Source organism: Sulfurovum xiamenensis (assembly GCF_030347995.1).
GTDB lineage: Bacteria > Campylobacterota > Campylobacteria > Campylobacterales > Sulfurovaceae > Sulfurovum > Sulfurovum xiamenensis.
In genome coordinates, this window is record NZ_JAQIBC010000002.1 from 83,419 (window position 1) to 108,847 (window position 25,429).

Consider the following 25,429-nt stretch of genomic DNA (forward strand, 5'->3'; position numbering starts at 1 on the left):
AGCTACATAGTATCTATGTGTTAAAATTTCTGAAAGAGGGGTAATCATGAAAGAATTAAAAAGAATATTAGTAGGATTGGATGTCACTGAGAAATCAAATAATGTTTTAAAAAGAGCATTAAGTGTAGCCAATGAACATAAAGCTGATCTGTTTATCGTTCATGCTGTACAGACACCTTGGCTTGGTGTACCTAGTTATTTCGGTGGTAAAGATGTTGTCATAGATCATCAGAGCATCGCTCAAAAGATAGAAAAAAAGATCAAGCCGTTGAACCGTGAGTTTAAAGTCAACTGTTTTGTCTTTGTAAAAGAGGGTAATCCCCAGGATGTCATACTCTATGAATCAAAATTAAATCAAATTGATATGATCATCATCGGTGCACACAGTAAGGCAAAAGGGAAAAAAGGTTTCTTGGGTACGACAGCACAAAAAGTAGCTCACTTAAGTCATTTACCTGTCCTGATCGTTAAAAATAGTGCAAAAAACCCATATAAAAACATCATAGCACCAACAGACTTTGGTATGCAATCAAAGCAAAGTATTTTATTTGCAAAAGATATTTTTCCAAGTGCAAAGATCAATGTAGTCAATGCTTTTGATACCATTTATATGGAAGGACCCTATGCTGTAGTGGGTCGTGATCTATCGCAATATAATGATGTCGCAAAATCTTGTGCCAAAAGCGATTTAAAAAATTTTATGCAAGAGGTATCTGTCAAAAAAGGTAAAGTGATCGATGGTGAACTCTATACGAAAGAGACACTGGTCAATTATATCAAGGAGGGTCAATATGACCTTGTGGTTGTCGGATCTCGCGGTACAGTAGGGGTGAATGCATTGTTGGGAAGTGTGGCAAATTATATTTTAAGAGAAACATCAAAAGATGTCTTGGTCTATGTACCGTAGAACCATACTATGATAACTAGTTACTTAAACAAAGGAGTAGAGTATGAAAATGAGAGATGATCTGGACTTGAATGAATTTGAGAAAATATTAAAAGAAAAATTAGCACATATAGAAAGTAATATTGAACAGCTTCGATCAGAGCTTGAAAGTGTAGGAAGTGACGATGGGATCAATGATATGGAAGATCTGGCCTCACTTCAAAGTCTCAGTAGTAAAGACAACACGATTTTAGAGCAGCAGGAAAATGAGCGAAAAGAGACGCTACATGCACTTGCAAAAATAAAAAATGGAAGCTACGGCATTTGTGAAGAAAGTGCAAAACCGATACCTGAGGAGCGATTAAGAGTCAACCCTATTGCCAGAACCAAGGTTTAGTAGAAAATTAAAGGGTTGTGTTATAAACAATGATGATTGTTTATTCTGTCTCATGTCAAGCTTAAGTGAATTTACTTTAGAGAAAAGGGAGATTTTCAGGTGAAAATTGGTATTCCAAAAGAGATAAAGATCAAGGAATATAGGGTAGGAATGATCCCTTCTGGTGTGAGATTGCTTGTAGAGGGTAGACATAAAGTCTATATCCAAAAGGACGCTGGAGAAAAAAGCGGGTTTTCCAATGAGGAGTATAAGCAAGCTGGTGCTGTGATTCTTGATGACCCTAAAGAGATATTTGAGATCTGTGAAATGATCGTAAAAGTAAAAGAGCCTCAGCCAGAGGAGTATGAACTTTTAAAACCTGGACAAATACTCTTTACCTATCTACATCTTGCTCCCAATAAAAAGTTGACAGAGATACTTCTTGAAAAAAAAGTGACGGCAATAGGCTTTGAAACAGTACAAGAAGGTAGAAGGCTGCCTTTACTTGAACCTATGAGTGAGATAGCGGGTAGAGTGGCCCCCATGGTTGCAAGCTATTTTCTTGCAATGCATAATAATGGTATGGGTGTATTGATAAGCGGTTCAACCGGTATACTTCCCTCTAGAGTCCTGATCATCGGCAGCGGGAGTGTAGCTAAAAACGCGGCTAAAATTGCTTCAGGAATGGGTGCGGATGTCATAGTGATGGGAAGAAATCCACAGAGTATGAAATCCATTGAAGAGTCTATGGAAGCAAATGTCTCAACCCTTTACTCCAATGCCTATAATATGGAAAAGATCTTACCTACAGTGGATATTGTTATCGGTGCAGTCTATGTCACTGGTGAAAAAGCACCACAACTCATTACAAGGAAGATGCTATCCTACTGTAAGAAGGGAACGGTATTGGTTGATGTTGCTATTGATCAGGGAGGATGTATAGAGACATCCAGACCTACGACACATGATGACCCTGTTTTTGAAGTGGATGGTGTGCTGCACTATTGTGTTGCCAATATACCGGGGGATTACCCCCTCACTGCTACACAGGCATTGGCAAATGCAACGATACCATATGTAAAGAAGATCGCAGATATGGGGTGGAAGACTGCATGTTTAAAAGATGAAGCAATCTACAGCGGTGTCAATGTTGCAGGTGGATTTGTGACTGACGAAGCTGTAGCCAATGCACATGAAATGGAATATAAGATGTTAAAAGATATGATCTACCATTGTCCTGAATACGGAGAGAGACTATGATAAAACCACTTGCGACCGATAAACTTTATAACCATTGTGACTTGGCATTATTTGATTTTAATACGACTGCGGAACTGAAAGATCCTAATGAGATCATAGGACAGGACAGAGCACTCAAAGCGATCAGTTTTGGTATAGGTATCAAGAAAGAGGGATACAACCTTTATGCCATGGGAAGGGTTGGCAGCGGTAAACATACAGTAGTAGAAAAGTTTATACAGAGCCAGGCAAAAGATGAAAAGAAACCGGGTGACTGGTGTTATGTCAATAATTTTGAAGACTCTAGAAAACCGATCTATCTCAAGCTTGAATCATCTATGGGCGTACAGCTTAAAAAAGACATGGAAGAGCTGATAGAAGAGTTACAAACGGTCATCCCCTCACTCTTTGAAAGTGAAGAGTATCGTATACAAAAACAGGCCATTATAGATAAGCTGACCGATGCGAAAGAGAAATCCCTAAGGGAAGTGAAAAGAAGAGCCAAAGAGGAAAATATCTTTATCAATTATACGACTGCAGGCTATACATTAGCACCTATGAGCCATGATGGAAAAGTACTTGCAAAAGAAGAGTATCAAGCATTAAGTACGCAAGATAAAGACCAGATACAGGAGAAAATACTCAAATTCAGGAATGAACTGGAGAATATAGTTCAAGATATTGTGATCGAAAGTAAAATACAGCAAAAAGAGATCCGGGAACTTGAAAGAAAAATGACTAAAAAAGCTGTAGACACAAGTATCAACGAATTAAAAAAAAAGTATCAGGATTATGAAAAAGTCGTATCCTATTTAGAGAGTGTGGAAGAAGACATTATAGATAATTCACAGGATTTTTTAATTTCTGCGCAAAACAGTCTTGCAATGATGGGAGCGAACTATGCTAAACAAAGCGGTATATTTAACCGATACCATATCAATGTCATCGTAGCACATAAAGATCAAGAGGGTGCTCCTATTATTTATGAAGATAATCCAACCTATACAAATCTGTTTGGTGAGATCGAACATATTGCCCAAATGGGGACACTTTTGACCGATTTCAATCTAATCAAAGCCGGAGCATTGCATAAAGCAAATGGAGGATATCTAATATTGGATGCTTCAAAGGTTTTAATGCAGCCTTTTGTCTGGGAAGGACTTAAAAGGATGCTGAGATCTTCTGAGATCCGTATAGAACCGCTTGCACGTTCATTAAGCTTGATCAGTACACTTTCTTTGGAACCTGAGACCATTGAACTGGATATCAAGATCGTACTTATAGGCGACAGATTTCTTTACTATCTCTTATATAATTATGATCCTGAGTTCAGGGAACTCTTTAAGATCAATGCCGATTTTGAAAATGAAACAGTCAGGAATGATGAAAATATTCAGCTTTATGCGAGAATGATAGGCATGATCGCAAAAGATAACGGCCTTTTGCCATTGGATAAAGAGGCGGTCGGTAAGGTGATCGAATACAGTTCTCGTATGGCAGAGGACAGCCAAAAGCTTACCACACATCTTGGAGGTTTGAGCGATCTGTTACATGAAGCTGACTTTATCGCTTCACAAGAAGATATGGATCATATTTCAAAAGCTCAGATAGATCAAGCCATTAGGGAAAAGATAGAAAGATCAGACAGGATCAAAGATAAGATGTATGAAGCGATCCAGAGAGGCACTATACTGATAGAGACAGAAGGGTCTTCTATAGGTCAGATCAATGGGGTTGCTGTACTTGATCTTGGTAACTTCTCCTTCGGTCATCCTTCAAAGATCACAGCATTGACACGACTGGGTAAAGGCGGTGTGATCAATATAGAAAGAGAAGCAAAGCTCAGCGGTCCGACCCATGACAAGGGGATCATGATACTATCAGCCTATTTGGCTACTACCTATGCAAAAGATTTCCCGTTAACAATGACCGCAACCCTGGTTTTCGAACAATCATACGGAAAAATTGACGGTGACAGTGCATCATGTGCAGAGCTCTTTGCTTTACTCTCTTCATTGAGCGAAGTAGCGCTTGATCAGTCTATTGCAGTGACCGGTTCAGTCAATCAAAACGGTCAGGTTCAGGCAGTCGGAGGGATCAATGAAAAAATCGAAGGCTTTTTTGATGTCTGCAACTTGGTTAAGAGCAAAAAACACCATGGGATCATTATACCTGCATCCAATGTCAAACATCTGATGTTGAAAGAAGAAGTGTTAGAAGCTGTAAAAGAGAATAGATTCAAAATCTATGCGATTAAGAGTGTGAATGAAGGCTTGGAGATACTTACAGGTAAAAAAAGCGGAACAAAAGATGCGAACGGTCATTTCCCAAAAGAGAGTATCAATTATCTTGTAGAAGAGAAGTTGAAACTTTTTGCCAATAAGAGCAGACAAAAAAAGATATGAGTAACTTATGATTATCTGTAGCTGTATACTCCATCTAGAACTGCCTTATGTCCAATCACTCAAAGGGCGCAGAAGTGTTACAAACAGTATGAAAGAGAAGCTGAAAGCATTTAATGTTTCTGTGATGGATATCAGTGGTGAGTATGCCAAAGAGGCTGATATCGCTTTTGTTTTTCTCTCTCCAAATGCGCTTAAAGCCACACAATACCGTGAAAAGATTGAACAGATGCTTGAGAGGAATTTTTCAGAATATCACTTTGAACTGGAGTATGAAGAGATCTGAATCTATCAAAACGAATGTTTTTATCATTTCGTATCTGCATGATCAGATCGGTAAACCGTGTAAAGAAAAACACCTGTACCTATCAAAAATCCTGTGAGAAAAAGTATCCATGGAAAGTCTGTAGGTATATTCTGATCAAGTATGGATGAAACGGGTATCATAAAAGAGAGGATAATGAGAAGTGCTGAAAAGATCCCAATTAGGATAAAGCTTCTGTCAAAATGAAAAAATCGTTTTTTCTGATGATAAAACAGTAGGGTCGTGCCAGCATAGATGAACCCTATGGATACTAGTAGAGGTGCCCAGACGGGTCCAACCCAAGGTGCAGGGATAAGAAAGAGTATATCCCATGTGTTCAGACTTTCAGGCCAATCAAGAAGCAGTTTTAAAAAAATATAGTAGAAAATATCCCACAGTCCAAAGAGTAGGAAAAAAGCTGCGAACCGGCTTTGTACTCTTTTGTATGCCAGAGATACGGTCGCCCAGATCAAGAGCAGTGTTGCTGCTTCACGAAGCAGTTCGGTCAACAGAATACGATCCTCTATTATGACCAAAGGAAATGAAAAACCTTCAGGATAATAGATATCACGTAGATAAATAACCACAGCCGCCTCCATATATCCAAAGACAACACCCCATATGGTCAACCATAATAGCTGTTTTAACATCATCATCCTTTATTGGTTAAGATTCCAATACCTGGTCCAAATAGGCCTTCATATGTCGGTAATGGTCACCCCGCCAGTAGATACGGTCACAGCTAGGACAGTATTCAAAATAATCAAAATACTTTTTGACCTTTTCAGGCAGACGATCCAGCACCTTCTCTTTTTCAATTATCTGTAGTGGAGTGTTGCAGACGATACATCGGCTGAAAGGAGAAGGTTGCACTTTTAGTTTATAGTGGTCTATCACTGTTTTTAATTGTGCTTGAGTCTCTTTCTCCTCTAAAAAAAATACAGGAGCTTTTTTACGTTCTGAAAGAGAACGATCTTTGGTAAGAATCGTACGATCCTCATCGTTTGCTATTCGCAGCAGCTCATCATCTTCTATATGTGGAAAGTAAAGGGTGTCAATACCCAGAAGTCGAAGATATTTTGCCAGTTTACCTAAATGGCAATCAGCGATGAACTTTATGCTGCTGTTTTTAGCAAAATGATGGGAATATTGCATTACTTACGAGGTGTTTCCTCGGAGACAACAGTCCATTCTGCAAGGCTTGTCGGGAAGTTTTCAAGCTCATTTCTAAATCTATCCCATTCAACATAGTCTGTATTAAATGTGGCAACATCTTCGGCAGCCTGTTCTGCAGTTTGATATTCACCAAGCAGTTCTTCACCAATCCAAAGCTCGTACTGTAAAAGACCTTTCTGAACGATCGTAAATGTCCCCACGTCAGAATTATAAATGTAGTTTTCCATATACTACCTCCATGCATGTATAATATAAAGGAATGCATCCAAACCTCTTGAACTCTACAGCTTTGTATAACTGCCTTTTACATATTTTAGCACAAAGACATTGACATTTCTTTTATTTATTTGTTAGTATAAGTATTAGTTGTCCTTTATATTGATGAGAGGTATATACGATGAAGCGCTTATTTTTTTTACTACTTATCATATTTTTTCCGATTATCGCCAGCACTTCTACGGTCATAAAATTAGAGATAAAGGGTGCAGTAGGGCCTGCAAGCAGTAACTATCTTAAAGAAGGTATGGCAGCTGCAGTGCAAGACAATGCCCAGATGATCTTGATAGAACTTGATACACCTGGAGGCCTTTCTACTTCTATGAGGGAAATGATACAGGAGATCACGAACAGTACCTTGCCAGTGATCACCTATGTCTCTCCCAAAGGTGCACGGGCTGCAAGTGCGGGAACCTATCTTCTCTATGCATCTCATGTTGCAGCCATGGCACCCGGAACCAACCTTGGTGCAGCAACACCGATCAGTTTGATGCCTGTACCAAAAATGACCGATGCAAATACCAGTGCACCTTCATCACTTGAGAAAAAGGTCATCAATGATGCTATGGCCTACATCAAAAGTCTGGCTGAACTTAATGATCGCAATATCACATGGGCAATGGAGGCGGTTAAAGAGGCTAAAAGTATCTCTGCCAAAGATGCACTTCGCTATCATGTGATCGATATGATGGCTGAGAATAGTATAGAACTCTTGAACAAACTGGATGGAACACGCCTTAGAGTCTCTGGAAAAGAGGTCATACTCAGTACAAAAAATGCTCTGATACATCCCTTTGAACCTGACTGGAAAACACAACTTTTAATGATCATCACCGACCCCAATATCGCCTATATGCTTTTACTCATAGCCATATACGGGATCTTTTTTGAATTGGTCAATCCAGGTGCCATATTCCCCGGCGTGATAGGTGTCATATCGGGTGTGATCTCTTTGTATGCACTGAATATGCTTCCTTTTAATTATGCGGGATTACTGCTGATACTATTGGGTATAGCTTTTATGGTTGCAGAAGTGTTGATCGTAGGGTTTGGTATATTGGGGATCGGCGGAGTGGCTGCTTTTGCCTTTGGTTCACTGCTTCTTTTTGATACCGATACACTGGGAAGCGGGGTCTCCATTCCACTTATTATTGCCTTTACCTTGGTAAGTCTGGCTTTTTTCATCTTTTTGATACGTTTTCTTATTAAATCAAGGTCTGTCAAAATAGTCACCGGCGTAGATGAGATGATAGGTTCCACTGCTGAAGTCCTTGACTCATCTGAAAAAGGATATCGTGTGCGCTGCCATGGTGAAGTATGGTATGCTGAATCTGACAGTGACCTGGATATCGGTCAAAAAGTGCGTGTGGAGAGTCTATCAGGATTAGTTCTCCACGTCAATCCAATAAAGGAGTAAATTATGTTACCTATATTACCAATGACGACTGTCTATATCGTGATGATATTGATCATTTTTTTGGCTGCTGCCATTCGGATTTTACGTGAGTATGAGCGTGGAGTGATTTTTACGCTTGGACGCTTTACCGGTGTGAAAGGCCCTGGTCTGATCATATTGATACCGTTTATACAGAGAATGGAACGGGTGGATCTGCGTATCATTGTTTTGGATGTACCAGAGCAGGATGTCATTTCACATGATAATGTTTCTGTGAATGTCAATGCCGTAGTCTACTTTCGAGTAGTTGATCCTGAAAAAGCGATCATACAGGTAGAGAATTTTTATGCTGCAACCAGTCAGCTTGCCCAGACGACTCTGCGTTCTGTCCTGGGTCGACATGAACTTGATGAGATGCTTGCAGAACGGGAACAGTTGAACTACGATATACAAGAGATACTTGATAAACAGACCGACACCTGGGGTATCAAGATTTCCAATGTTGAGATAAAGCATGTAGACCTTAATGAAAGTATGGTTCGTGCCATTGCCAAACAGGCTGAAGCAGAACGGGAACGTCGTGCGAAAGTGATCAATGCCAAAGGAGAACTTGAAGCAAGTAAAAACCTTGTTGAAGCGGCTAAAATTCTTAGTGACAATCCTCATGGTATACAGTTGCGCTATCTGCAGACTTTGAGTGATATATCCAATGACAAGACCAATACAGTGGTCTTTCCTTTCCCATCTGATTTTCAGCAGTTTATGAAGGGGATCGTAAAAGAGTAACTGATGCAATGTTTATTGATGGCTGATTTTGTTCTTTAACAAAGGTTGCTATTCATGAATACAATTGGGATGGTACAGTATGATGGAGAAGACAATAAAGGGTAGAAAAATGCTTTCATTTATAGCTGTATTGGGAATCTTTTACGTGCTAATGTGTTTTTTACTTTTTGTCTTTCAGCGCCAGATAATTTACTTGCCGAGCACTGAGGTAAGTGTTCCGGATGTAGCATATACTCTACTAGATACAGGTGAAGTGCGTATCAAGGTATGGACACTTAACCCAGGTAAGGAGAAAGCGCTTATCTACTTTGGAGGCAATGCTGAGAACGTTGCATATAACATTGATGATTTTCGAAGCATTTTTGCCGACCGTACAGTTTACCTCGTCAACTACCGTGGTTATGGAGGGAGTAGTGGATCCCCATATGAAGGGGGTCTCTACAGTGATGCATTAGCCGTTTACGATCATTTTATTAAACTCCATAGTACAATTTCGACTATGGGTAGAAGTATCGGAGGGGCTGTAGCAACATACTTGGCTTCCAAACGCAATATAGATAAGCTGATCCTTGTGACACCTTTTGATAGTGCAGTCAATGTAGGTAAAAAAATTTATGGATTTTTCCCTATTGATCTCATCATCAAAGAACGTTTGGATTCGGTCGGAAGAGCTGCTGATATCACCACAGATACACTGATCATAGCAGCGGGAAATGATAGGGTTATCCCTTATGAGAATACCCAGAATTTTATCCACTCTTTTAATAAAACAGAGGTTGAAACTGTGACACTCAGCAATGTAGGGCATAATACTGTACACCTACACCCTGATTATAAAGAGACCATTGCATCGTTCATGAGATAGTTTTTAATTTTTAGTACAGGTTGGATTTGTAAATATCTATTTTATGGTTTTGCTATTGGAAAAAGTGTTCCAGTCAATAGACGGCATCTTTTCAAGACGTGCTTCATATTGCTCTTTTGTAATACCCTCATACGGCATTTGTTTGTAAGATCCTTTGTACGAATGCGGAAGCATAGAGACCGACTTGATTAGTGGTACAAATTCTCTTAACATATCATCGATCTGATCTCCCTCTCTGTTTGGATCAAAATAGATCGTACAACTCACCATATTATCGCTCCATTCTCTCTGTAACATGGCTAAGATGGAAAACTGCTCCCATGCTGAAACGAGGGTCGCATTTCTTGTTTTTCCATGATCAACAGGAAATTCGAAAACAGTTGTATTGGTACTATAATGATCCTCTTCATACGGTACCCCTGCCTCATTGAGTATATGACAGATAGGTGAAGTGTTAGCTACACGTATACGGCGTATGGCATACTGAAATGTCGGGAAGTGCATCCCTGAACTACATCCGACCAATTGGCTGATTGTTCCAGATGGTTTCACTGTTGTCACTCTGATGGATACAGGAATACCTGCTTCTTCTGCCAATGCCTGATTGACAGAACGTACAAGGTTGTACCCTTTTTTCAGTCTTGAGGTCAAATCGGCTATACCATCTCTATCAAGCATATCTGCAATACCAGAAATACTGACACCGATCCGACGGTTTCGTGAAATGACCGCATTGGTTTCAGGGCGATGTGTCATAAGCAACGAGACTGTTGAAGCGTAAAACGTTGCATACTCCAATGCTTGATAGAAATCATCTTCGTTCACACATCGTGATGGAAAGACTTCAGAGAGATTACAGAGTTCAAAACTCTCTAAAGCAATTTCGGAGCAGGGGTTTGCCAGCGATGCACAGTCTTTGGACTCCTCACCGTAACGTGCATATTTTTGAACATTCATCTGGTTCATGATACCTGGTTCCCCATTCTCTCGAATATGTGCTGCGATCACCGAAAGCTTTTCAAGATCCTCTGTTTTAGTGAGTACGACCGTATTGTTTGAGACCCATCCGATGTCAGCACGTTCCGGGTTTTTTCTATAATCCTTCAATTCTAGAAAACTTATGTCATCGATTGATCCCAGTGCTATTTCCGCACTTCTTCGTACATTCCCTGCCACAACACAGACACCGATCGCATTCATCACATCAGCCACACAGCGTGTCTTATCTATTTTATCCTGGCAATAATTGTCTAGCGAGTTTTCAATACGTTGATGTAACACTTTTAATGGAGCAGGGCCGGATGCAGTACCACCAAATCCACGGATCGGTGATCCCTCAGGACGTATCAGACTGTAATCAAAAGAAAACCATGGTGCTTTTTTTGTGTAGCTCTCTATCAAGAGTTTGACGGATTCTACCCACCCCTCTCTACTGTCCGGAATGGTATAGGTACTTGGAGCATTTTTATCTGGTATGGAAACATTTTTTCCCTGCCATGCAGTATTAAAACCAACACCGACCCCGCACATGAGCATATCCATGGTCCATTCTGCTGCGAGCGAAAGATTTGTTGTATCCACGGCACCACAATTGTTTAATGCCGCACCTCCACGTTCATAAATATACTCTGTACCCATGATCCAAAGACCTCTTCCTGGTGGAAGCCACTTCATATTGAAGATGGAAAGCGCAAGTTTTTGAGCATATTTTTGCCATTTTACTTCATCCCAGAATAAAGCGTTTGAAAGGTAATGATCTTTGCGTACTGACATCACACCATTGATCACACGTATGACAGTATCTGCCCAATGTTCCTGAGAACCGTCAGATTTGATCCTGCTGTAGGTACGGTAGTAGACTGCCTCACCAAAGCCGCCAAAGCCGAACTTCGCTTTTTTGTCAAAGAGTCTCTTGCAAAACGTTTTTTCCAGCGTGAACCGTTCTTTGATGACTTTTTGGGAGTGGGCCGTTTTTTTATTTTTTTGATGCAAGATATAAATACTTTTTAATTGCTTGCATAAACGCATTGAGGTCCGAAGGTTGCCTCGAAGTGATCAGGTTTCTATCGATGACTACTTTCTCATCTTTATAGATGGCACCGGCATCTTCAAGTTCTTTTGCAATGCTTTTATAGCCTGTTGCAACTCTTCCTTCCATGACACCAGCTGAAATGAGTATCTGGGGACCATGGCAGATAGCTGCAACCAGTTTATCATGGTCAAAAAAGTATCGTGCTATTTCTAATGCCTTTTCTTCTTGACGTATCAAAGAGGGACTTTTGCCTCCAGGAAGGATCAATATGTCATACTGCTTGGGATCTACCTCATTGAGGGTTATTGTGGCATAGACATTAAATCCATGTTTTCCTATAATAGCACCTTTTTTGGTAGAGGCTATGTCTACATGTATACCTAGTTCCCCAAGAGATTGATAGGGTATTTTCAACTCAGAGTCTTCAAAAAGATCTGCACTGATGATCAAAGCTTTCATACTTTCCTCCTCACAAAATAAAGTGACAGGTTAAAAGAAGTATAACATATTACAGTGTCTAAATGATAATTATTGATTGACAAACATATTAAAAAGTTATATACTAATTAAACAACATCTAATACACTAAGGAGCAACAATGTTATTAACGAAATTTGACCCTATGAGAGATTTTAGAGATTTAGAAGAGAGAATGGCAAGTGCATTCAGATTGCCTGAAATCGGTAGCGAACTTTCAAATGTTTCCGGTTTTACGCCATCTGTGAATACAAGAGAAGGAGACTATGCCTATCATGTAGAGGTTGATCTTCCTGGTGTTAAAAAAGATGATATACATGTTGATCTCAAAGACAATGTTCTGACGATTTCGGGTGAGAGAAAAACCAAAAAAGAGGTGAAAGAGAAAGATTATTATAAGAAGGAGAGCTCTTATGGTAAGTTTCAAAGAAGTTTTACACTGCCTGATAACACAGATGCTGAAAATATAGAAGCAAATTGCAAGGATGGTGTACTGGAAGTAGTGATTCCGAAAGTAGAGAGAAGTAAAAAAGAGGCTAAGAAGATAAAAATAAAGTAATCTTTACGATGAAGAGGTAGTCTCCTCTTCATTAACTATTTAATGTCATGTTTGCATACCTCACAGTTCAATTATTCACTTTCCCTAAGAATATCTGTATCATATGATCAATAGGAGCTTTATCATGTTACGAAATATTCCTAATATATTAAGTCTATTCCGTATCATTGCAGCACCTTTTTTACTGCTTGCAGGCTGGTTGGGAATGGTAAATCTCTTTTATATTCTTTTTGGACTGATGCTGCTTTCAGATGCACTTGACGGCATCATTGCAAGAGTGTTGGACCAAACAAGTGAATTAGGTGCAAGACTGGACAGTTATGGTGATATTTTAACCTATCTATCTACGCCTTTGGCAGTCTGGTGGCTTTGGCCGGACCTTATCAAGAAGGAGATATACTATATCATCGCGGCGATCATCATATATGTACTGCCTTCAGTATTTTCACTGATAAAATTTGGAAAGCTGGCAAGTTATCATACATGGATCACAAAATTTTCAGCTGTAATGATGAGTATAGGTGTGGTTATACTACTTGGATTTGGTCATAATATTCTGTTTCATTTAGCAGTCTATTTTTTGGTGATTGAAATGATAGAAAATATTCTCATAACGATGATACTTCCTAAACAGTATACTGATGTCCACTCTCTCTGGCATGCCTGGAAAAAAAGAAATTGATGGCTATGGAATAAAGGAGGATATGTTGCAACTAACATTTTTAGGTACCAGTGCAGGTAAACCTACCAAAGAGAGAAATGTCTCTGCAGTGGGATTAGAGTTTGAACAGGACAACAAGTGGTATCTATTTGATTGTGGTGAAGCAACACAACATCGGATTCTTAGAAGCAGGCTTTCTATTGGGAAACTTGATACGATCTTCATTACCCATATGCACGGAGATCATTACTATGGCCTTCCCGGGCTGTTGAGCTCTAAAAAACTTGATACTGCTTTCAGACCTCTTACTGTATACGGCCCTACAGGTATCAAAAAATTTCTTGAGTGTGTAATTGATGTCTCCTTTGAAAATCTTGGATATGAACTAAACATCATAGAGTTTAAAGCAGAAGAGCGTATTCATTTTGATAAATTTTCATTGAAAATCTTAGCACTTGAACACTCCATAGAAAGTTTTGCTTTTTATATTAAAGAGAATGATATCACCAACAAACTCAATGAAGAAAAATTGAGATCGATCGGCCTGGAACCTTCGCCATTGTATGGTGAGCTGCAAAGAGGTCAGAGTATTACATTTCAAGGTAAAAAACTAGAGCCTAAGGAGTACATGCTTTCACCTATAAGAGGAAGATCGTTGATTATCGCTGGTGATAACAGTAAGCCGGATATTTTGGGCAGTTATCTTGAAGAGATTGATCTTTTAGTACATGAGTGTACATATACACAAGAGGATTATGATCATCTTCAGGTAAAAGTCTTGCATACGACCGCAAAAGAACTTGGTAATGCCGTCCAAAAGAGTCGTGTTAAAAATCTGATCGCATCTCATATCAATCCAAGATATAACAACAATAGTACTAAGAGTGTTGAAGTGCTTTATAGTGAGATAAAAGAGTATTACAAAGGCAGCCTTTTCATTGCCAATGATTTAGATGTGTATCGATTATATCGAGATGGAATGGTTGAAAAATTATAGATACCCATGTGATATGTCTATGATTAGTTAAAATCATTTAAGATAAATAATACAATTTCAAATGCAATCAAAATGATGATGATCCATTCTAAAGTACTACTGTGTTTATGATTTTGTTCATCTGCAAGAATGGCCAATACCTCCTGCATTACATTCATTTTTCTATTAAGAATTTCGATACGTGGTTGAAGTTCAAGATACTTTCTCATACTTTGATAATAAATATCCAGTTCAGGATACTCCCAGAAAAACTCCGGTGTATCTAAAAGTTCAAAATGTAAATAGATGTTCGATTTTGTAATAAAAAGACGGCCTCTCTCTTTGGCTATTTCCCGTCTGCTCATATTGACACGACCATTTTCAGCAAGATCCAAAGGAATATGCTCAGTGAGTTCCAGGGCTTTTTTTATGGAATCTTCAAAGCTTCCCAGCATGATAGATTGCTCAATGGCATAGGATATGGAAAGCTTTTTTAATTCATCATCAGAATCGATATAGATAGTGTCTAATTCAATTTTAACAGGCTGGATCGGAGAAATGTGATACTTGTAGTCTTCTAAGATCTTGATCGCACCGATCGAAGAACTGATCGTTTTCAGAAAGTATTCTTCATCGTCAAAATCCCAGAATATGACCACACCATATTCAAACAAAAAACAGAGATCGTTGTCTTTTTCGATGATGAGCACATCTTTTAAAAGTTTTGCGCGAAACGTACCAACCACTTCTTTCCTGATCAGATCAAAATCAAAACCATCGGTAAATTTATATGCTTTTATAATCCCCATCTATCGGTCCTTTACAGTTTCTAAAGTATATTATAGAATAAAAATGCCTGATATCACTAAAGTACACATATTTTATTTTGCTACATTGTCCGATCTTAGTATGTAGGTAAATTCATCCTTATTGTTGTAACCGATCACATTTTTATAGCTTTTTTGCGTTTGATGGTCTATGAAATGTATAATAGGTGTAAATCCTGTATCAAATTCTTTTGGAAACGGATCTTTCTCTTTATTGAGAATGAGAGGGATATAATTTTTTTGTACGATCTCATTGATCTCATTTTTAAGCAGGACTCTTTGCTCAAATTTACGACACCAGGGACAGAAATTCGATACCAGAACAAGCATGATGTTTTTTTGCAGTTTTTTTGACTTTTTGACCGCTTCATCATAATTAGTTTCATAATGCATTTCAGATGCAAAATTCTCTTCATTGATCACTACTTTTGAGATCTTTTTATTCTCTTCCAGATATTGTTCCGAGAACTTTAAAAGCATCGTATCAAAGGTATCTTCAAATGCATCTTCCGGGTCATCACCATCTTTCAATACAAAATGTCCCATATCCTGATAGGTCAGGGCAAATGTTTTCTCATAGTTGTCCAAACGTTTTACCTCTTCTCCGATAAGCAGTTGAATATTGATCATGGTACTTCCATTGATTGGTGTTTCATTGACCAGTACAGCTAAGGATCTTGGGTCATAACCTTTGGTGTCGATCTTAAGATCATCGGTCATTGTCTGTAGACTATCCATGATCATACTTTTATATGATTTTGGAATGGTTTTACCGGATATTTCCACCACCAAATAGACTTTTTTGACACCCGACAACGTAAATATTGTTGATGCGTTCAATAGGATATTGGTAAAAAATACCAAGAGAAGGATTTTTTTTAATTTCATGAAGGTTTACTCACTTTATTGGCTCTGTAATGTATTGTTTTTGTTTTTGGATTTTCCGGACCTCTAAAGGCAGCATCTTTCTCATCCCATTTTAATTTTTTTGCTTGTTCTTCATACGGTGCACCAATGAGATAAAAAATAAAATCCCATATTCCAATGAAAAAATTCTTTATAAGCCTGAATACATTTTTCATGACTCTCCTAACCCAAATACATTTGAAAGGGTGTTAATATAGTTAAAATAGCCTGTAATAGAAACAGCTTCAAGGATCTGTAAGTCACTGTATCCATATGCTTTCAGTGCATCTATTTCTGATTTAAGAATTTTATAGTTTTCTTTTCCTGAGGCTTTGATACAAAAGTTCAATAAAGCTTTCTCACTCTCTGGAACATTCATGGCATCTACTCCATGAAGCACTTCTTCTATACGATCTTCAGACATACCAAGCATTTTTGCAATGCCTTTGTGGACATCTACACACATTTTACAGCCGTTTTCTAAAGAGATAAGTAGTGCAATGGATTCTTTGGTATCATAAGAGAGAGTTGTCTCATCCAGCAGGTATTTCTGGATCATTCCATCTGTTGCAAAATAGATCTTTTCATCTAAAGCCAAGAGTTTAAATATATCACCCAGTTGTCCAGTCTTCTCCAGTATAGGTTGTGCTCTTTTTTGAATCTCAGGAGACATGTCTTCAAATTCGGGTAATTGTATGTGTGCCATTTCTTTCCTTAATGTAATGAGTGTCTAAAACGTAAAGTTTAACTTAACGTTTTTAATTATATGCTATAATTCTTTAAATTAAAGTTAAACGTAAAAGGCTAAGAAATGGAATATAAAATATCTGAACTTGTTGCAAAGACAGGTGTACCTAAGTCAACCATTTTGTATTACATTAGAGAAGGCTTACTTCCAGAAGCAAATAAGATCAAATCAAATGTGCATCGCTACAATGATCAACATATAGAACTTATCCAGTATATCAAATATATGCAAGAAGAGATAGGCAGCAGTAATGAACAGATCAGATTTGCTCTGCAGAACCAAAATCAGTCTCTATCCACTTCAGCAACCATGCTGCAGCCATTGATGAATACACTCAGTGATATTCCTTCAGATGCGAAGCATTTTACCAAAGAAGAGTTTATTGAGCATTACAATGTGGATGCAACGCTTTTAGAAACACTTTTAAACGATGGTATAGTGTTACCTATACATGAAGATGATTATACAGACAGAGAGGCAAGTATGGTCAAGCTGGTAACGTATTTTAAAGAAGTGGGTGTGGACCATAATGTACTAAAGGCATATGTAGATCATGCCAAGGCACTCAGTGAACTTGAATATCAAATGCAAGCCAAGCTCTGTAGTGTACGTGATGATGAGAACTTTTCAACACTTTGGAAGATCATGTTTGACACGTTATTTAATGCCAAGCCCTATCTTTTTAACCGTAATACCTATCAGGTTTTACTCAATGCAGTGAAGAGTGAAGTGAAAGAATAATGCTTATGCTTCAATTTTCACAATACAGCTATAAGTGTTTGCTAAATCTTGCAAACAAAGGATGGTGATCAGAAAGCTTATGGTTTCTTTCTATACTCTGTTCAACCAGTGCAATACCCCTGTAAAAAATAAAATCCAAATGATTTCGCATAAAAGACTTCACCCTGTCACTTGTTGAAAATGGTACAGGATCAAAATTTAGGTCTTTCATTTTGGTGTGTAGGAATTTCATTCTCCTTTTATTCCAGGAGTTGAAATCACCGGCAATGATCATTGGACCATCATAATCATCGATGATCTGAATCATGTTGTCTATCTCTCTGTAGTAGTGTCTGTTTTCTCTAAAATTGATCGCATGAAGATTTAAGATCCATAAAGGAGAACCGTCTGCAAAAGCGTGCTTGGTCAAAAGCAGACTTTTATGTGGACCGAAGATGAGCTCTTTACCATGTGACAGGAAAGGCTTACTGTACTCTGCTCTACACTTACTTGCTGTTAAGACACCATAAAAAGTAGAACCTTTTTCCAAATTTGCCGCAGCACTGAATGTGAGACTTGGAAGATTGAGTTCTGTATCATGTTTAAAATCAGCTTCCTGAAACAAATAGAAGTCAACCGGTTTCTTTTTGGAAAATTCTTCAATATAGTTACTGAAGGAAAAAGTATCATTGTTCTTATGCACATTCCAGCAAAGCACACTAAATTTATCTGGTACAGTATCATCACACACGGTATGGGAATAACTGTGATGATAGAGTGATGGTTTGACGATCAGGGATTTTAATTGGCTTAGCATAAAATAATTATAGCATAAATGGTGTTTATTTATTTGCATTATTATGACATCTTAAAGTTGACAGAATGGTTCATTAAGAGTAGAATAAAAAAAAGGATAGCTTATGTCTCAGTATATTAAATGGTTTAATGAGCTTGGTATAGAAGATGTGGATCTGGTTGGTGGTAAAAATGCTTCACTGGGTGAGATGTATCAAAATCTTACGCAGGAAGGTATCCGTATCCCTAATGGTTTTGCGATTACTGCGGATGCCTATCGTTTTGTGCTAGAGCGTAATGACGCATGGGGAAAACTACATACACTACTGGATGACCTTGACCCCGATGATGTTACGCAGTTACAGGAAAGAGGAAAGCGTTGTCGGGAGATCATCAATAACTGTACGCTACCTGATGAGATGATCGACCAGATAGATCAAGCCTATCAAGCACTGAAAGAAGAATATGGTGACGATGTAAGTCTTGCGGTGAGAAGCTCGGCAACAGCTGAAGACTCTCCAGAAGCATCCTTTGCGGGACAAAATGAAAGTTATCTGAACATTCAGGGGTTGGATGCCTTATTGGATGCCTATAAGCGCTGCCTGGCTTCAAATTTTACAGACCGTTCCATACATTATAAATTTGTTCATGGATTTGATAACATGAAAGTGTATCTCAGTGTCGTTGTGATGAAAATGGTTAGAAGTGACATTGGTGAGAGCGGGGTCATGTTTTCCATAGATTCAGAAACAGGATTTAAAGATGTTGTTTTCATCAATGCAGCGTACGGTTTAGGTGAGAACATTGTCCAGGGGAGTATCGCTCCTGACAGTTTTTATGTTCATAAACCGACATTCAAAAAAGGATATCGTGCTGTTTTAAGACGAAAACTTGGAAGTAAAGCACTTAAAATGATCTTTTCAGAGGGAATCAATCAGGATAATCTTGCCGTAGAGTATACGAAGAATATAGACACGCCTAAAGAAGAAAAAGAGAAGTTTTGTATCACTGATGAAGATGTACTTCTTCTGGCTGATTATGCCATAAAGATCGAAGAACACTATTCGAAACAGGCAGGATATCAGAAACCGATGGATATGGAGTGGGCAAAAGACGGTGTGGATGGACATATCTATATCGTGCAGGCACGCCCGGAAACTGTGGAGTCCCGAAAAGAAGATCGAGTGCTTGAAATGTACCGATTAAAGGAACAGAGTAAAGTTTTACTGACAGGCCAGGCCGTAGGTACGAAAATAGGTGCAGGAAAGGTATGTAAGATCGTTGATCCAAGCAACCTGAAAGATTTTAAAGTAGGTGATGTACTGGTTGCAGAAACGACCAGTCCTGATTGGGAACCTGTTATGAAGATCGCTTCGGCCATTGTGACGAACACGGGTGGAAGAACCTGTCATGCAGCTATCGTCTCGAGAGAATTAGGGAAACCTGCGATTGTAGGAGTTGAAAATGCTGTAGAGACGTTAGTGGATGGCCAAGAGATCACAGTAAGTTGTGCAGAGGGTGAAACCGGTTTGATCCATGAGGGGATCTTGGATTATGAGGTCATTAAAACAGATCTTAGTACGCTACCAAAAACGAAGACACAGATCATGATGAACCTTGGTAATCCGGACATGGCATTTACATTGGCTTCACTGCCTGTGGATGGCATAGGCCTGGCACGCATGGAGTTCATTATCAATACATCCATCAAAGTACATCCGATGGCACTGATACATCCCGAAAAGATCGATGAGACCACAGATAGAAAGATCGGTCAACTCACAACCGGATATGACAACCCTGAATCCTATTTTGTAAAAGTACTCTCTGAAGGTGTTGCGAGCATTGCATCAGCAGTCTATCCTAACCCCTGTGTCGTGAGAATGAGCGACTTTAAAACCAATGAATATGCTTCACTGCTTGGAGGAGAGTTCTTTGAAATGGATGAAGCCAATCCTATGATCGGTTTTCGTGGTGCTTCACGCTATACACATCCAAACTATGAAGAGGGCTTTGCCCTGGAGTGTGCAGCAATGAAACATGTCAGAGAAGAGATGGGTTTTGATAATGTCATTTTGATGATACCTTTTTGCCGTAGAGTAGAAGAGGGACAGAGGGTATTGGATGCCATGGAGAAATATGGTCTGAAACGTGGTGAAAATGGTTTAAAGATCTACGTTATGTGTGAGATACCGAACAATGTCATACAGATCGATGCATTTAGTAAACTTTTTGATGGATTCAGCATTGGTTCGAATGACTTAACCCAATTGACACTCGGGGTTGACCGGGATTCAGAGATCGTTGCATTTGATTATGATGAACGTGACCCGGGTGTGATGAAGATGATAGAAATGGCAGTAGAGGGGGCAAAACGTAATGACCGACATAGCGGTATTTGTGGACAAGGACCTTCTGATTACCCTGAGATGGCGGAAGCTTTAGTTAAAATGGGTATAGAGTCTATCAGTTTGAATCCTGATACTGTCCTACAAACGATTGTACATATCAGTGAATTGGAATCAAAGCATCTCTAGCTGCCTTGGTAGGTCAGTAATAGGCTGCTATGATCGCATAACAGACAAAGAACATCAGGTGAGAGAGTCCTTCGAAGTAGTTGGTCTGACCCTCTTCTGTACTTTTCCATGCAAGAATAATGGTCATGATCAGTGCACCGATCTGCAGAGGATTAAAATCAAGAAAGAGATTGATCCCACTGAGGTGAGCCAGTCCGAGTAAAATGGGTACAGTGAGCAGGATGGAAACGACTGAGGCACCCATCGCGATATTGACCACCCTTTGGATCTGGTCATTTTTGGCTGCTTTAACAGCGGTTGCAATTTCAGGTGCAACAGCAATGATCGCAATGATCAAACCGGCAAGTCCAGCGGATATCCCAAAATCTTTTGCCATCTTGATACCATCCGTTGCAAACACTTCTGCACCTATAGAAATGATAGCGATGAGTACAAAGATGGTAATGAAATTTCCTATATTGTTAAATCTTTCAAAAATATAAACACTGGCTACTTCTTCTTCCTCTTTACCTTCTTCTTGTCGTTTTCTCAGTCTGAACATCCTGCTTCTTGCTGTTGCTTTGAAGAAGTGTGTATGGGTTCTTGTCTGAAAAATAAAAATAATAATATAAAAAAACATCAAGGCTACCGCAATGATCATACTCACCTCTTTGAGTACGGATTCGTCATGCTCAGTCTGATTGAGCAGGCTTGGTACAAGTAATGCAAGGGCGGTAACCAATAGTATAGTGGTGTAGGTACTGGAAGTTTCTTTGTTATGTTCCTGCTCGGTAAATTTCAATCCACCGATAAATACTGCAAGCCCTAAGAGTACATTCATATCTACGATCACAGCCGAGATAATACCGCCTTTGACGGTCTCTACCACTTTTGGATCATGTAAGGCTTGAAGTAAAATGATGTAGAGAAGTATGATCTCAACAATAACCGCACTGAATGTCAGGACAAAACTGGCATAGGGTTCTTCAAGTCTCTGAGAAAGTATTTCAGCAACTTCTGAAACCGTTAATGAGAGTGTAGCAATACCCAATGCTGCAAAAGAAGTAGCCAGATAACTATTTCCATATTGATGTAGAATGATCGCTGCAACTATAGCGATCAAACCTACGATAATATCCCAATAGTCTTCTATATATTCTTCAAAATGTATCTTTTTCATTGTGTCTGTTGTATCCATAAATCTTCTCTTTTATAATAAAATAATAGTTGCAAGTCCAAGAAAACTGAAAAATCCAACTACATCCGTTACCGTTGTTAAAAGAACAGTAGAACCTATGGCCGGGTCTACACCGAATTTTTTGAGCGTCAAGGGAATTACTGCACCGAAGAATCCGGCAGAAAAAAGATTCACTATCATCGCCATACCTATGACGATACCAAGCATAGGCATTTGAAACCACATGTAAGCGATCACACCCATAGTTACAGCATACACAACACCATTCATCAATGAGATGAAAACCTCTTTATAGATGGTTTTTTTTGCCTCATCTGCTTCTATATCTCCGAGTGCCATCTGTCTTACTGTAACTGTCAGTGTTTGTGTCCCGGCATTGCCTCCCATAGAAGCAACGATAGGCATTAAAATGGCGAGTGCAACAAGGGATTGAAGTGTTGTATCAAAAAGTCCGATGACCAGGGATGCGGCAATAGCTGTTAAAAGGTTAAGCCCCAGCCAAAGTCCTCTTGATCGGCCGATCTTCCAGATACTCTCCTCTTGTTCGGCTGTATCATTAACACCGGCAAGGTTATAGATCTGTTCTGTTGCACCTTCTTCTATGATATCATAGATGTCATCTGCGGTGATACGACCCATGAGGATACCTCTTTGATTCACTACGGCGATCACACTGAGGTCATAGTTGGCAACCGTTTCGATCACATTTTTTATCTCCTCATGCGGGTCAACAGAAATAGTGATCTTTCCTTCTTCTATGACATCCCTGTAGAGCTCTTTAGGTCCATGAAGAATAAGATCTTCCAGAGGTATCATACCGACGAACTTTCTCTTATTTGAAACAACAAATACATGATGTACATTGTCGATCTCTCTGTTTGCTTTCATCTTTTTGAGACGGAGTATTGAAGCGCCAATGGTTTCATCCAGATGCGCTTCAAAGACTTCTGTTTGCATATAAGAACCGGCTTCATGGTCTTCATATGATATGAGTTCTTCGATGGTATCCCTGTCCTCATCTGAGAGATTGGACATAATGGCATCTGCTTTCTCTTCATCTACTTCTTCAATATGCTGTATCAAGACCGCTGCATCATCCGTATCGAGTGATTCAGTCAGTTTCGCAAGTTTTTTAGGACCATAATTGGTATAGAGTTCTTCTTGGAATGATTTTGGTAATTCTACGAGTACTTCTGCCAAAAGTGTACTCGGTAGTTTATTTAAAGATGCAGTATAGAGATCATTGTCAACTTCCCTGATCTCAATGAGTAGATCAGCGATATCAAAAGGGTGTACCCCAATGTCAATACCTTCATTATAGTGATGTATATGTTGCTCTAATGTATCTAATTTTTGTAAAATTTCTTCATTCATTGATATTTTCTCTCTAGCGTAAGTGGAGTGCACCTATGTATCCTTGATGTACATTTATGATCGCTTTAACGTGTATAAACTATATGATTATAGCTTAGTATCAGTTATGTTTTTGCTTATTATAAGGCTATAAAAAAGAGATATAACACTTCTTCAATTTCTCTTTTTTCAGATATCCCAATTTCATAAGAGATATAAAATATATGTATATATAATAAAGAATTTATCTATTGCTACCTAAGCTCAAATCAATATTTCAGAAAGTAAAATAAATATAGATAATATAAAGGAATAATAATGGCAACAGTAACTTCCCATGGTGCGGCTAAAGTAGTAACCGGCTCCTGTCATTTGCTTGCGATCGAGCACGGACCTCGTATTCTTATTGATTGTGGTATGTTTCAAGGACCTGAAGAGGACCGAAACTATTCTGCATTTGGTTTTGATCCATCCGAGATAGATTATCTTCTTATCACACATGCGCACCTTGACCATGTAGGACGCATCCCTAAACTGGTCAAAGAAGGGTTCAGGGGTGTGATCTATGCAACGGAAGCCACACGTGATATTGCTGAAATTATACTCCTTGACAGTGCCAAGATCATGAAAGAGGATTTTGAGACCAATTATAGAAAAGCACAGCGAAAAGGAAAAGAAGACGAGGTCATGGCACCTTTGTATGATGAAGATGATGTGGAAGCAGCATTTGATCTTGCTTGGGAATATCCGGAGTATGATAACACGGTTACCATTCTGGATTCTCTTAAGGTGACCTATCGTAATGCAGGACATATACTTGGTGCCGCATTCATAGAGATCACCTATAAGGAAGACAGTGTAGAGCAGACCATTGTATTTTCCGGAGATATAGGCAATGATAAGAATTTGGTCATGGAAAATCTAGCAAAGTGTCCCTATGCGAATTATCTCTATGTAGAATCTACCTATGGTGACCGTAACCATAAAGATCTGGATGCGAGTATCGTAGAGTTCAAACGTGTGATCATCGATACCTTGCGTGATTGGGGTAATGTATTGATCCCTTCATTTGCTGTGGAGCGTACACAAGAGATATTGATCATTTTAAAAGAGATGCATGACAGAAAAGAATTGCCCCATTGCAAGATCTTTTTAGACAGCCCTATGGCTACACGTGCCACTGAAGTCTATAACAACTACAGTGATCTTCTCAGTGAGAAGTGTCAGGAGTACAAAAAAAGAGATGGAACGGTGTTTGATTTTGAAAGTCTTATCTATACACCAGATGTAGAAGGGTCCAGAGCCATTAATGAAGTAGATACCCGTGCCATTATCATAGCAGGGAGTGGTATGTGTACGGGAGGAAGGATCATACATCACTTTAAAAACCGTCTTTGGAATCCTAAAAATGCTGTTATATTTGTAGGATATCAGGCGATTGGAACGTTGGGACGTCATATCGTTGATGGTGCACGATGGGTCAAGATATTTAATGAGGATATCTTGATCAAAGCAAGTGTGCATACGATCAACGGATTTTCAGCACATGCAGACCAGGAGGGGATTATCAAATGGATATCACAGATGGAGGATCTCTATCGTATCTATCTTATACATGGAGAAGAGGACAAACAGACTATATTACGAAGTGTTATTGAAAATGCGCTAGATAAAAAAGCACATATTGTAGAACCTGAAGAAGTGATTTATCTGGGATAATATGTGGTTCTCCCTCGCTCATCTGTAAAGTGAACGAGGCGAAGCATCAGGGACTCTTATTTTTTCTTTTTTGCTACTTTCTCTGCTTTTTCTTTTTTCTTATAGTCTTTTATATGCTTCTTAACTTCTTGTTTTAGCTCTTTCTTGAGCATGCTGTCCATTTGTTTTTTAATGTACTTTTTAATTTGTTTCTTCTCAATCATACTTTCTCCTTTAATATGTATAGGCTAAGTCTA

General features: G+C 38.9%; 27 protein-coding genes. 14 read left to right on the top strand and 13 right to left on the bottom strand.

The genetic code is table 11. From position 1 onward, the window contains the following. Positions 1 to 46: 46 nt before the first annotated feature. The 5 genes from PF327_RS03500 to PF327_RS03520 all read left to right on the top strand — a co-directional run bounded on the left by PF327_RS03500 (position 47) and on the right by PF327_RS03520 (position 5,189). Positions 47 to 907, top strand: a complete 861-nt coding sequence (locus tag PF327_RS03500; RefSeq protein ID WP_289401359.1) for a universal stress protein — start codon at positions 47 to 49, stop codon at positions 905 to 907. Positions 908 to 950: 43 nt separating this feature from the next. Next, positions 951 to 1,283: a TraR/DksA family transcriptional regulator gene (locus PF327_RS03505; protein ID WP_289401360.1), complete on the top strand. Its 333-nt coding sequence runs from the start codon at positions 951 to 953 to the stop codon at positions 1,281 to 1,283. 99 nt (positions 1,284 to 1,382) lie between these two features. Further along, complete coding sequence (gene ald, locus PF327_RS03510; protein ID WP_289401361.1) at positions 1,383 to 2,522, top strand: alanine dehydrogenase; 1,140 nt, start codon at positions 1,383 to 1,385, stop codon at positions 2,520 to 2,522. Then, positions 2,519 to 4,906, top strand: coding sequence for a Lon protease family protein (locus PF327_RS03515; RefSeq protein ID WP_289401363.1), 2,388 nt, complete (start codon positions 2,519 to 2,521; stop codon positions 4,904 to 4,906). Before ald ends, PF327_RS03515 begins: the two co-directional genes overlap by 4 nt. A gap of 7 nt (positions 4,907 to 4,913) precedes the next feature. Further along, positions 4,914 to 5,189, top strand: a complete 276-nt coding sequence (locus PF327_RS03520) for a DUF503 family protein (RefSeq protein ID WP_289401364.1) — start codon at positions 4,914 to 4,916, stop codon at positions 5,187 to 5,189. 23 nt (positions 5,190 to 5,212) lie between these two features. Here the strand turns inward: PF327_RS03520 and PF327_RS03525 are convergent, their stop codons facing one another. Genes PF327_RS03525 through PF327_RS03535 form a run of 3 tightly spaced genes read right to left on the bottom strand, consistent with a single transcriptional unit; the run spans position 5,213 to position 6,610 of the window. Beyond that, positions 5,213 to 5,857, bottom strand: a complete 645-nt coding sequence (locus tag PF327_RS03525) for a hypothetical protein (protein ID WP_289401365.1) — start codon at positions 5,855 to 5,857, stop codon at positions 5,213 to 5,215. A gap of 16 nt (positions 5,858 to 5,873) precedes the next feature. Next, complete coding sequence (locus PF327_RS03530; RefSeq protein WP_289401366.1) at positions 5,874 to 6,362, bottom strand: Mut7-C RNAse domain-containing protein; 489 nt, start codon at positions 6,360 to 6,362, stop codon at positions 5,874 to 5,876. Further along, a complete protein-coding gene (locus PF327_RS03535) occupies positions 6,362 to 6,610 on the bottom strand; it encodes a hypothetical protein (protein WP_289401367.1) in 249 nt (82 codons plus the stop codon). The genes PF327_RS03530 and PF327_RS03535 overlap by 1 nt, the downstream gene beginning before the upstream one ends. A gap of 170 nt (positions 6,611 to 6,780) precedes the next feature. Here PF327_RS03535 and PF327_RS03540 point away from each other — a divergent pair, with 170 nt between their 5' ends. From PF327_RS03540 to PF327_RS03550, 3 genes are all read left to right on the top strand, one after another. After that, positions 6,781 to 8,076 carry an NfeD family protein gene (locus tag PF327_RS03540; RefSeq protein WP_289401368.1) on the top strand — a complete coding sequence of 432 codons (1,296 nt, stop codon included), beginning with the start codon at positions 6,781 to 6,783 and terminating at the stop codon, positions 8,074 to 8,076. A gap of 3 nt (positions 8,077 to 8,079) precedes the next feature. Continuing rightward, on the top strand, positions 8,080 to 8,841 hold the full coding sequence (locus tag PF327_RS03545; protein WP_289401369.1) for a slipin family protein: 762 nt from the start codon (positions 8,080 to 8,082) through the stop codon (positions 8,839 to 8,841). A 151-nt stretch (positions 8,842 to 8,992) separates the two neighbouring features. Beyond that, the gene (locus PF327_RS03550; RefSeq protein WP_289401371.1) at positions 8,993 to 9,706 is read left to right on the top strand and encodes an alpha/beta hydrolase; all 714 of its coding nucleotides are present in this window, start codon (positions 8,993 to 8,995) and stop codon (positions 9,704 to 9,706) included. Between the two features lie 36 nt (positions 9,707 to 9,742). Here the strand turns inward: PF327_RS03550 and PF327_RS03555 are convergent, their stop codons facing one another. After that, positions 9,743 to 11,698, bottom strand: a complete 1,956-nt coding sequence (locus PF327_RS03555; protein ID WP_289401372.1) for a ribonucleotide reductase barrel domain-containing protein — start codon at positions 11,696 to 11,698, stop codon at positions 9,743 to 9,745. Beyond that, entirely contained in the window at positions 11,682 to 12,197 is a 516-nt protein-coding gene (locus tag PF327_RS03560; RefSeq protein ID WP_289401374.1) for a type 1 glutamine amidotransferase domain-containing protein, read from the bottom strand. The genes PF327_RS03555 and PF327_RS03560 overlap by 17 nt, the downstream gene beginning before the upstream one ends. Positions 12,198 to 12,336: 139 nt before the next feature. Between PF327_RS03560 and PF327_RS03565 the strand changes: the two genes are divergently transcribed. From PF327_RS03565 to PF327_RS03575, 3 genes are all read left to right on the top strand, one after another. Next, positions 12,337 to 12,774: an Hsp20/alpha crystallin family protein gene (locus PF327_RS03565; protein WP_008243038.1), complete on the top strand. Its 438-nt coding sequence runs from the start codon at positions 12,337 to 12,339 to the stop codon at positions 12,772 to 12,774. A gap of 124 nt (positions 12,775 to 12,898) precedes the next feature. Further along, the gene (locus PF327_RS03570; RefSeq protein ID WP_008243036.1) at positions 12,899 to 13,456 is read left to right on the top strand and encodes a CDP-alcohol phosphatidyltransferase family protein; all 558 of its coding nucleotides are present in this window, start codon (positions 12,899 to 12,901) and stop codon (positions 13,454 to 13,456) included. A 22-nt stretch (positions 13,457 to 13,478) separates the two neighbouring features. Next, the gene (locus PF327_RS03575; RefSeq protein ID WP_289401376.1) at positions 13,479 to 14,432 is read left to right on the top strand and encodes an MBL fold metallo-hydrolase; all 954 of its coding nucleotides are present in this window, start codon (positions 13,479 to 13,481) and stop codon (positions 14,430 to 14,432) included. 23 nt (positions 14,433 to 14,455) lie between these two features. Here PF327_RS03575 and PF327_RS03580 read toward each other — a convergent pair whose 3' ends face one another. The 4 genes from PF327_RS03580 to PF327_RS03595 form a co-directional block, all read right to left on the bottom strand. After that, a complete protein-coding gene (locus tag PF327_RS03580; protein ID WP_008243032.1) occupies positions 14,456 to 15,220 on the bottom strand; it encodes an RMD1 family protein in 765 nt (254 codons plus the stop codon). Positions 15,221 to 15,292: 72 nt separating this feature from the next. Further along, positions 15,293 to 16,126 carry a thioredoxin fold domain-containing protein gene (locus PF327_RS03585; protein WP_289401378.1) on the bottom strand — a complete coding sequence of 278 codons (834 nt, stop codon included), beginning with the start codon at positions 16,124 to 16,126 and terminating at the stop codon, positions 15,293 to 15,295. Next, on the bottom strand, positions 16,123 to 16,320 hold the full coding sequence (locus PF327_RS03590) for a hypothetical protein (protein ID WP_289401380.1): 198 nt from the start codon (positions 16,318 to 16,320) through the stop codon (positions 16,123 to 16,125). The genes PF327_RS03585 and PF327_RS03590 overlap by 4 nt, the downstream gene beginning before the upstream one ends. Continuing rightward, positions 16,317 to 16,850: a carboxymuconolactone decarboxylase family protein gene (locus tag PF327_RS03595; RefSeq protein WP_289401381.1), complete on the bottom strand. Its 534-nt coding sequence runs from the start codon at positions 16,848 to 16,850 to the stop codon at positions 16,317 to 16,319. Before PF327_RS03595 ends, PF327_RS03590 begins: the two co-directional genes overlap by 4 nt. Before the next feature lie 105 nt (positions 16,851 to 16,955). Here PF327_RS03595 and PF327_RS03600 point away from each other — a divergent pair, with 105 nt between their 5' ends. Further along, complete coding sequence (locus PF327_RS03600) at positions 16,956 to 17,633, top strand: MerR family transcriptional regulator (RefSeq protein ID WP_008243026.1); 678 nt, start codon at positions 16,956 to 16,958, stop codon at positions 17,631 to 17,633. A 28-nt stretch (positions 17,634 to 17,661) separates the two neighbouring features. On the opposite strand, the gene PF327_RS03605 is transcribed toward PF327_RS03600, so the two are convergent. Next, on the bottom strand, positions 17,662 to 18,468 hold the full coding sequence (locus tag PF327_RS03605) for an endonuclease/exonuclease/phosphatase family protein (protein WP_289401382.1): 807 nt from the start codon (positions 18,466 to 18,468) through the stop codon (positions 17,662 to 17,664). Positions 18,469 to 18,532: 64 nt separating this feature from the next. Between PF327_RS03605 and ppsA the strand changes: the two genes are divergently transcribed. Beyond that, positions 18,533 to 20,944, top strand: a complete 2,412-nt coding sequence (gene ppsA / locus PF327_RS03610; RefSeq protein WP_289401383.1) for a phosphoenolpyruvate synthase — start codon at positions 18,533 to 18,535, stop codon at positions 20,942 to 20,944. A gap of 13 nt (positions 20,945 to 20,957) precedes the next feature. On the opposite strand, the gene PF327_RS03615 is transcribed toward ppsA, so the two are convergent. Both PF327_RS03615 and mgtE read right to left on the bottom strand, forming a co-directional pair. Then, complete coding sequence (locus tag PF327_RS03615) at positions 20,958 to 22,121, bottom strand: calcium:cation antiporter (protein ID WP_289401385.1); 1,164 nt, start codon at positions 22,119 to 22,121, stop codon at positions 20,958 to 20,960. A 12-nt stretch (positions 22,122 to 22,133) separates the two neighbouring features. After that, on the bottom strand, positions 22,134 to 23,528 hold the full coding sequence (mgtE, locus tag PF327_RS03620; RefSeq protein ID WP_289401386.1) for a magnesium transporter: 1,395 nt from the start codon (positions 23,526 to 23,528) through the stop codon (positions 22,134 to 22,136). A gap of 264 nt (positions 23,529 to 23,792) precedes the next feature. Here mgtE and PF327_RS03625 point away from each other — a divergent pair, with 264 nt between their 5' ends. After that, on the top strand, positions 23,793 to 25,193 hold the full coding sequence (locus PF327_RS03625) for an MBL fold metallo-hydrolase RNA specificity domain-containing protein (RefSeq protein WP_289401387.1): 1,401 nt from the start codon (positions 23,793 to 23,795) through the stop codon (positions 25,191 to 25,193). Positions 25,194 to 25,249: 56 nt separating this feature from the next. On the opposite strand, the gene PF327_RS03630 is transcribed toward PF327_RS03625, so the two are convergent. After that, a complete protein-coding gene (locus PF327_RS03630) occupies positions 25,250 to 25,396 on the bottom strand; it encodes a hypothetical protein (protein WP_008243014.1) in 147 nt (48 codons plus the stop codon). Positions 25,397 to 25,429: the final 33 nt, after the last annotated feature.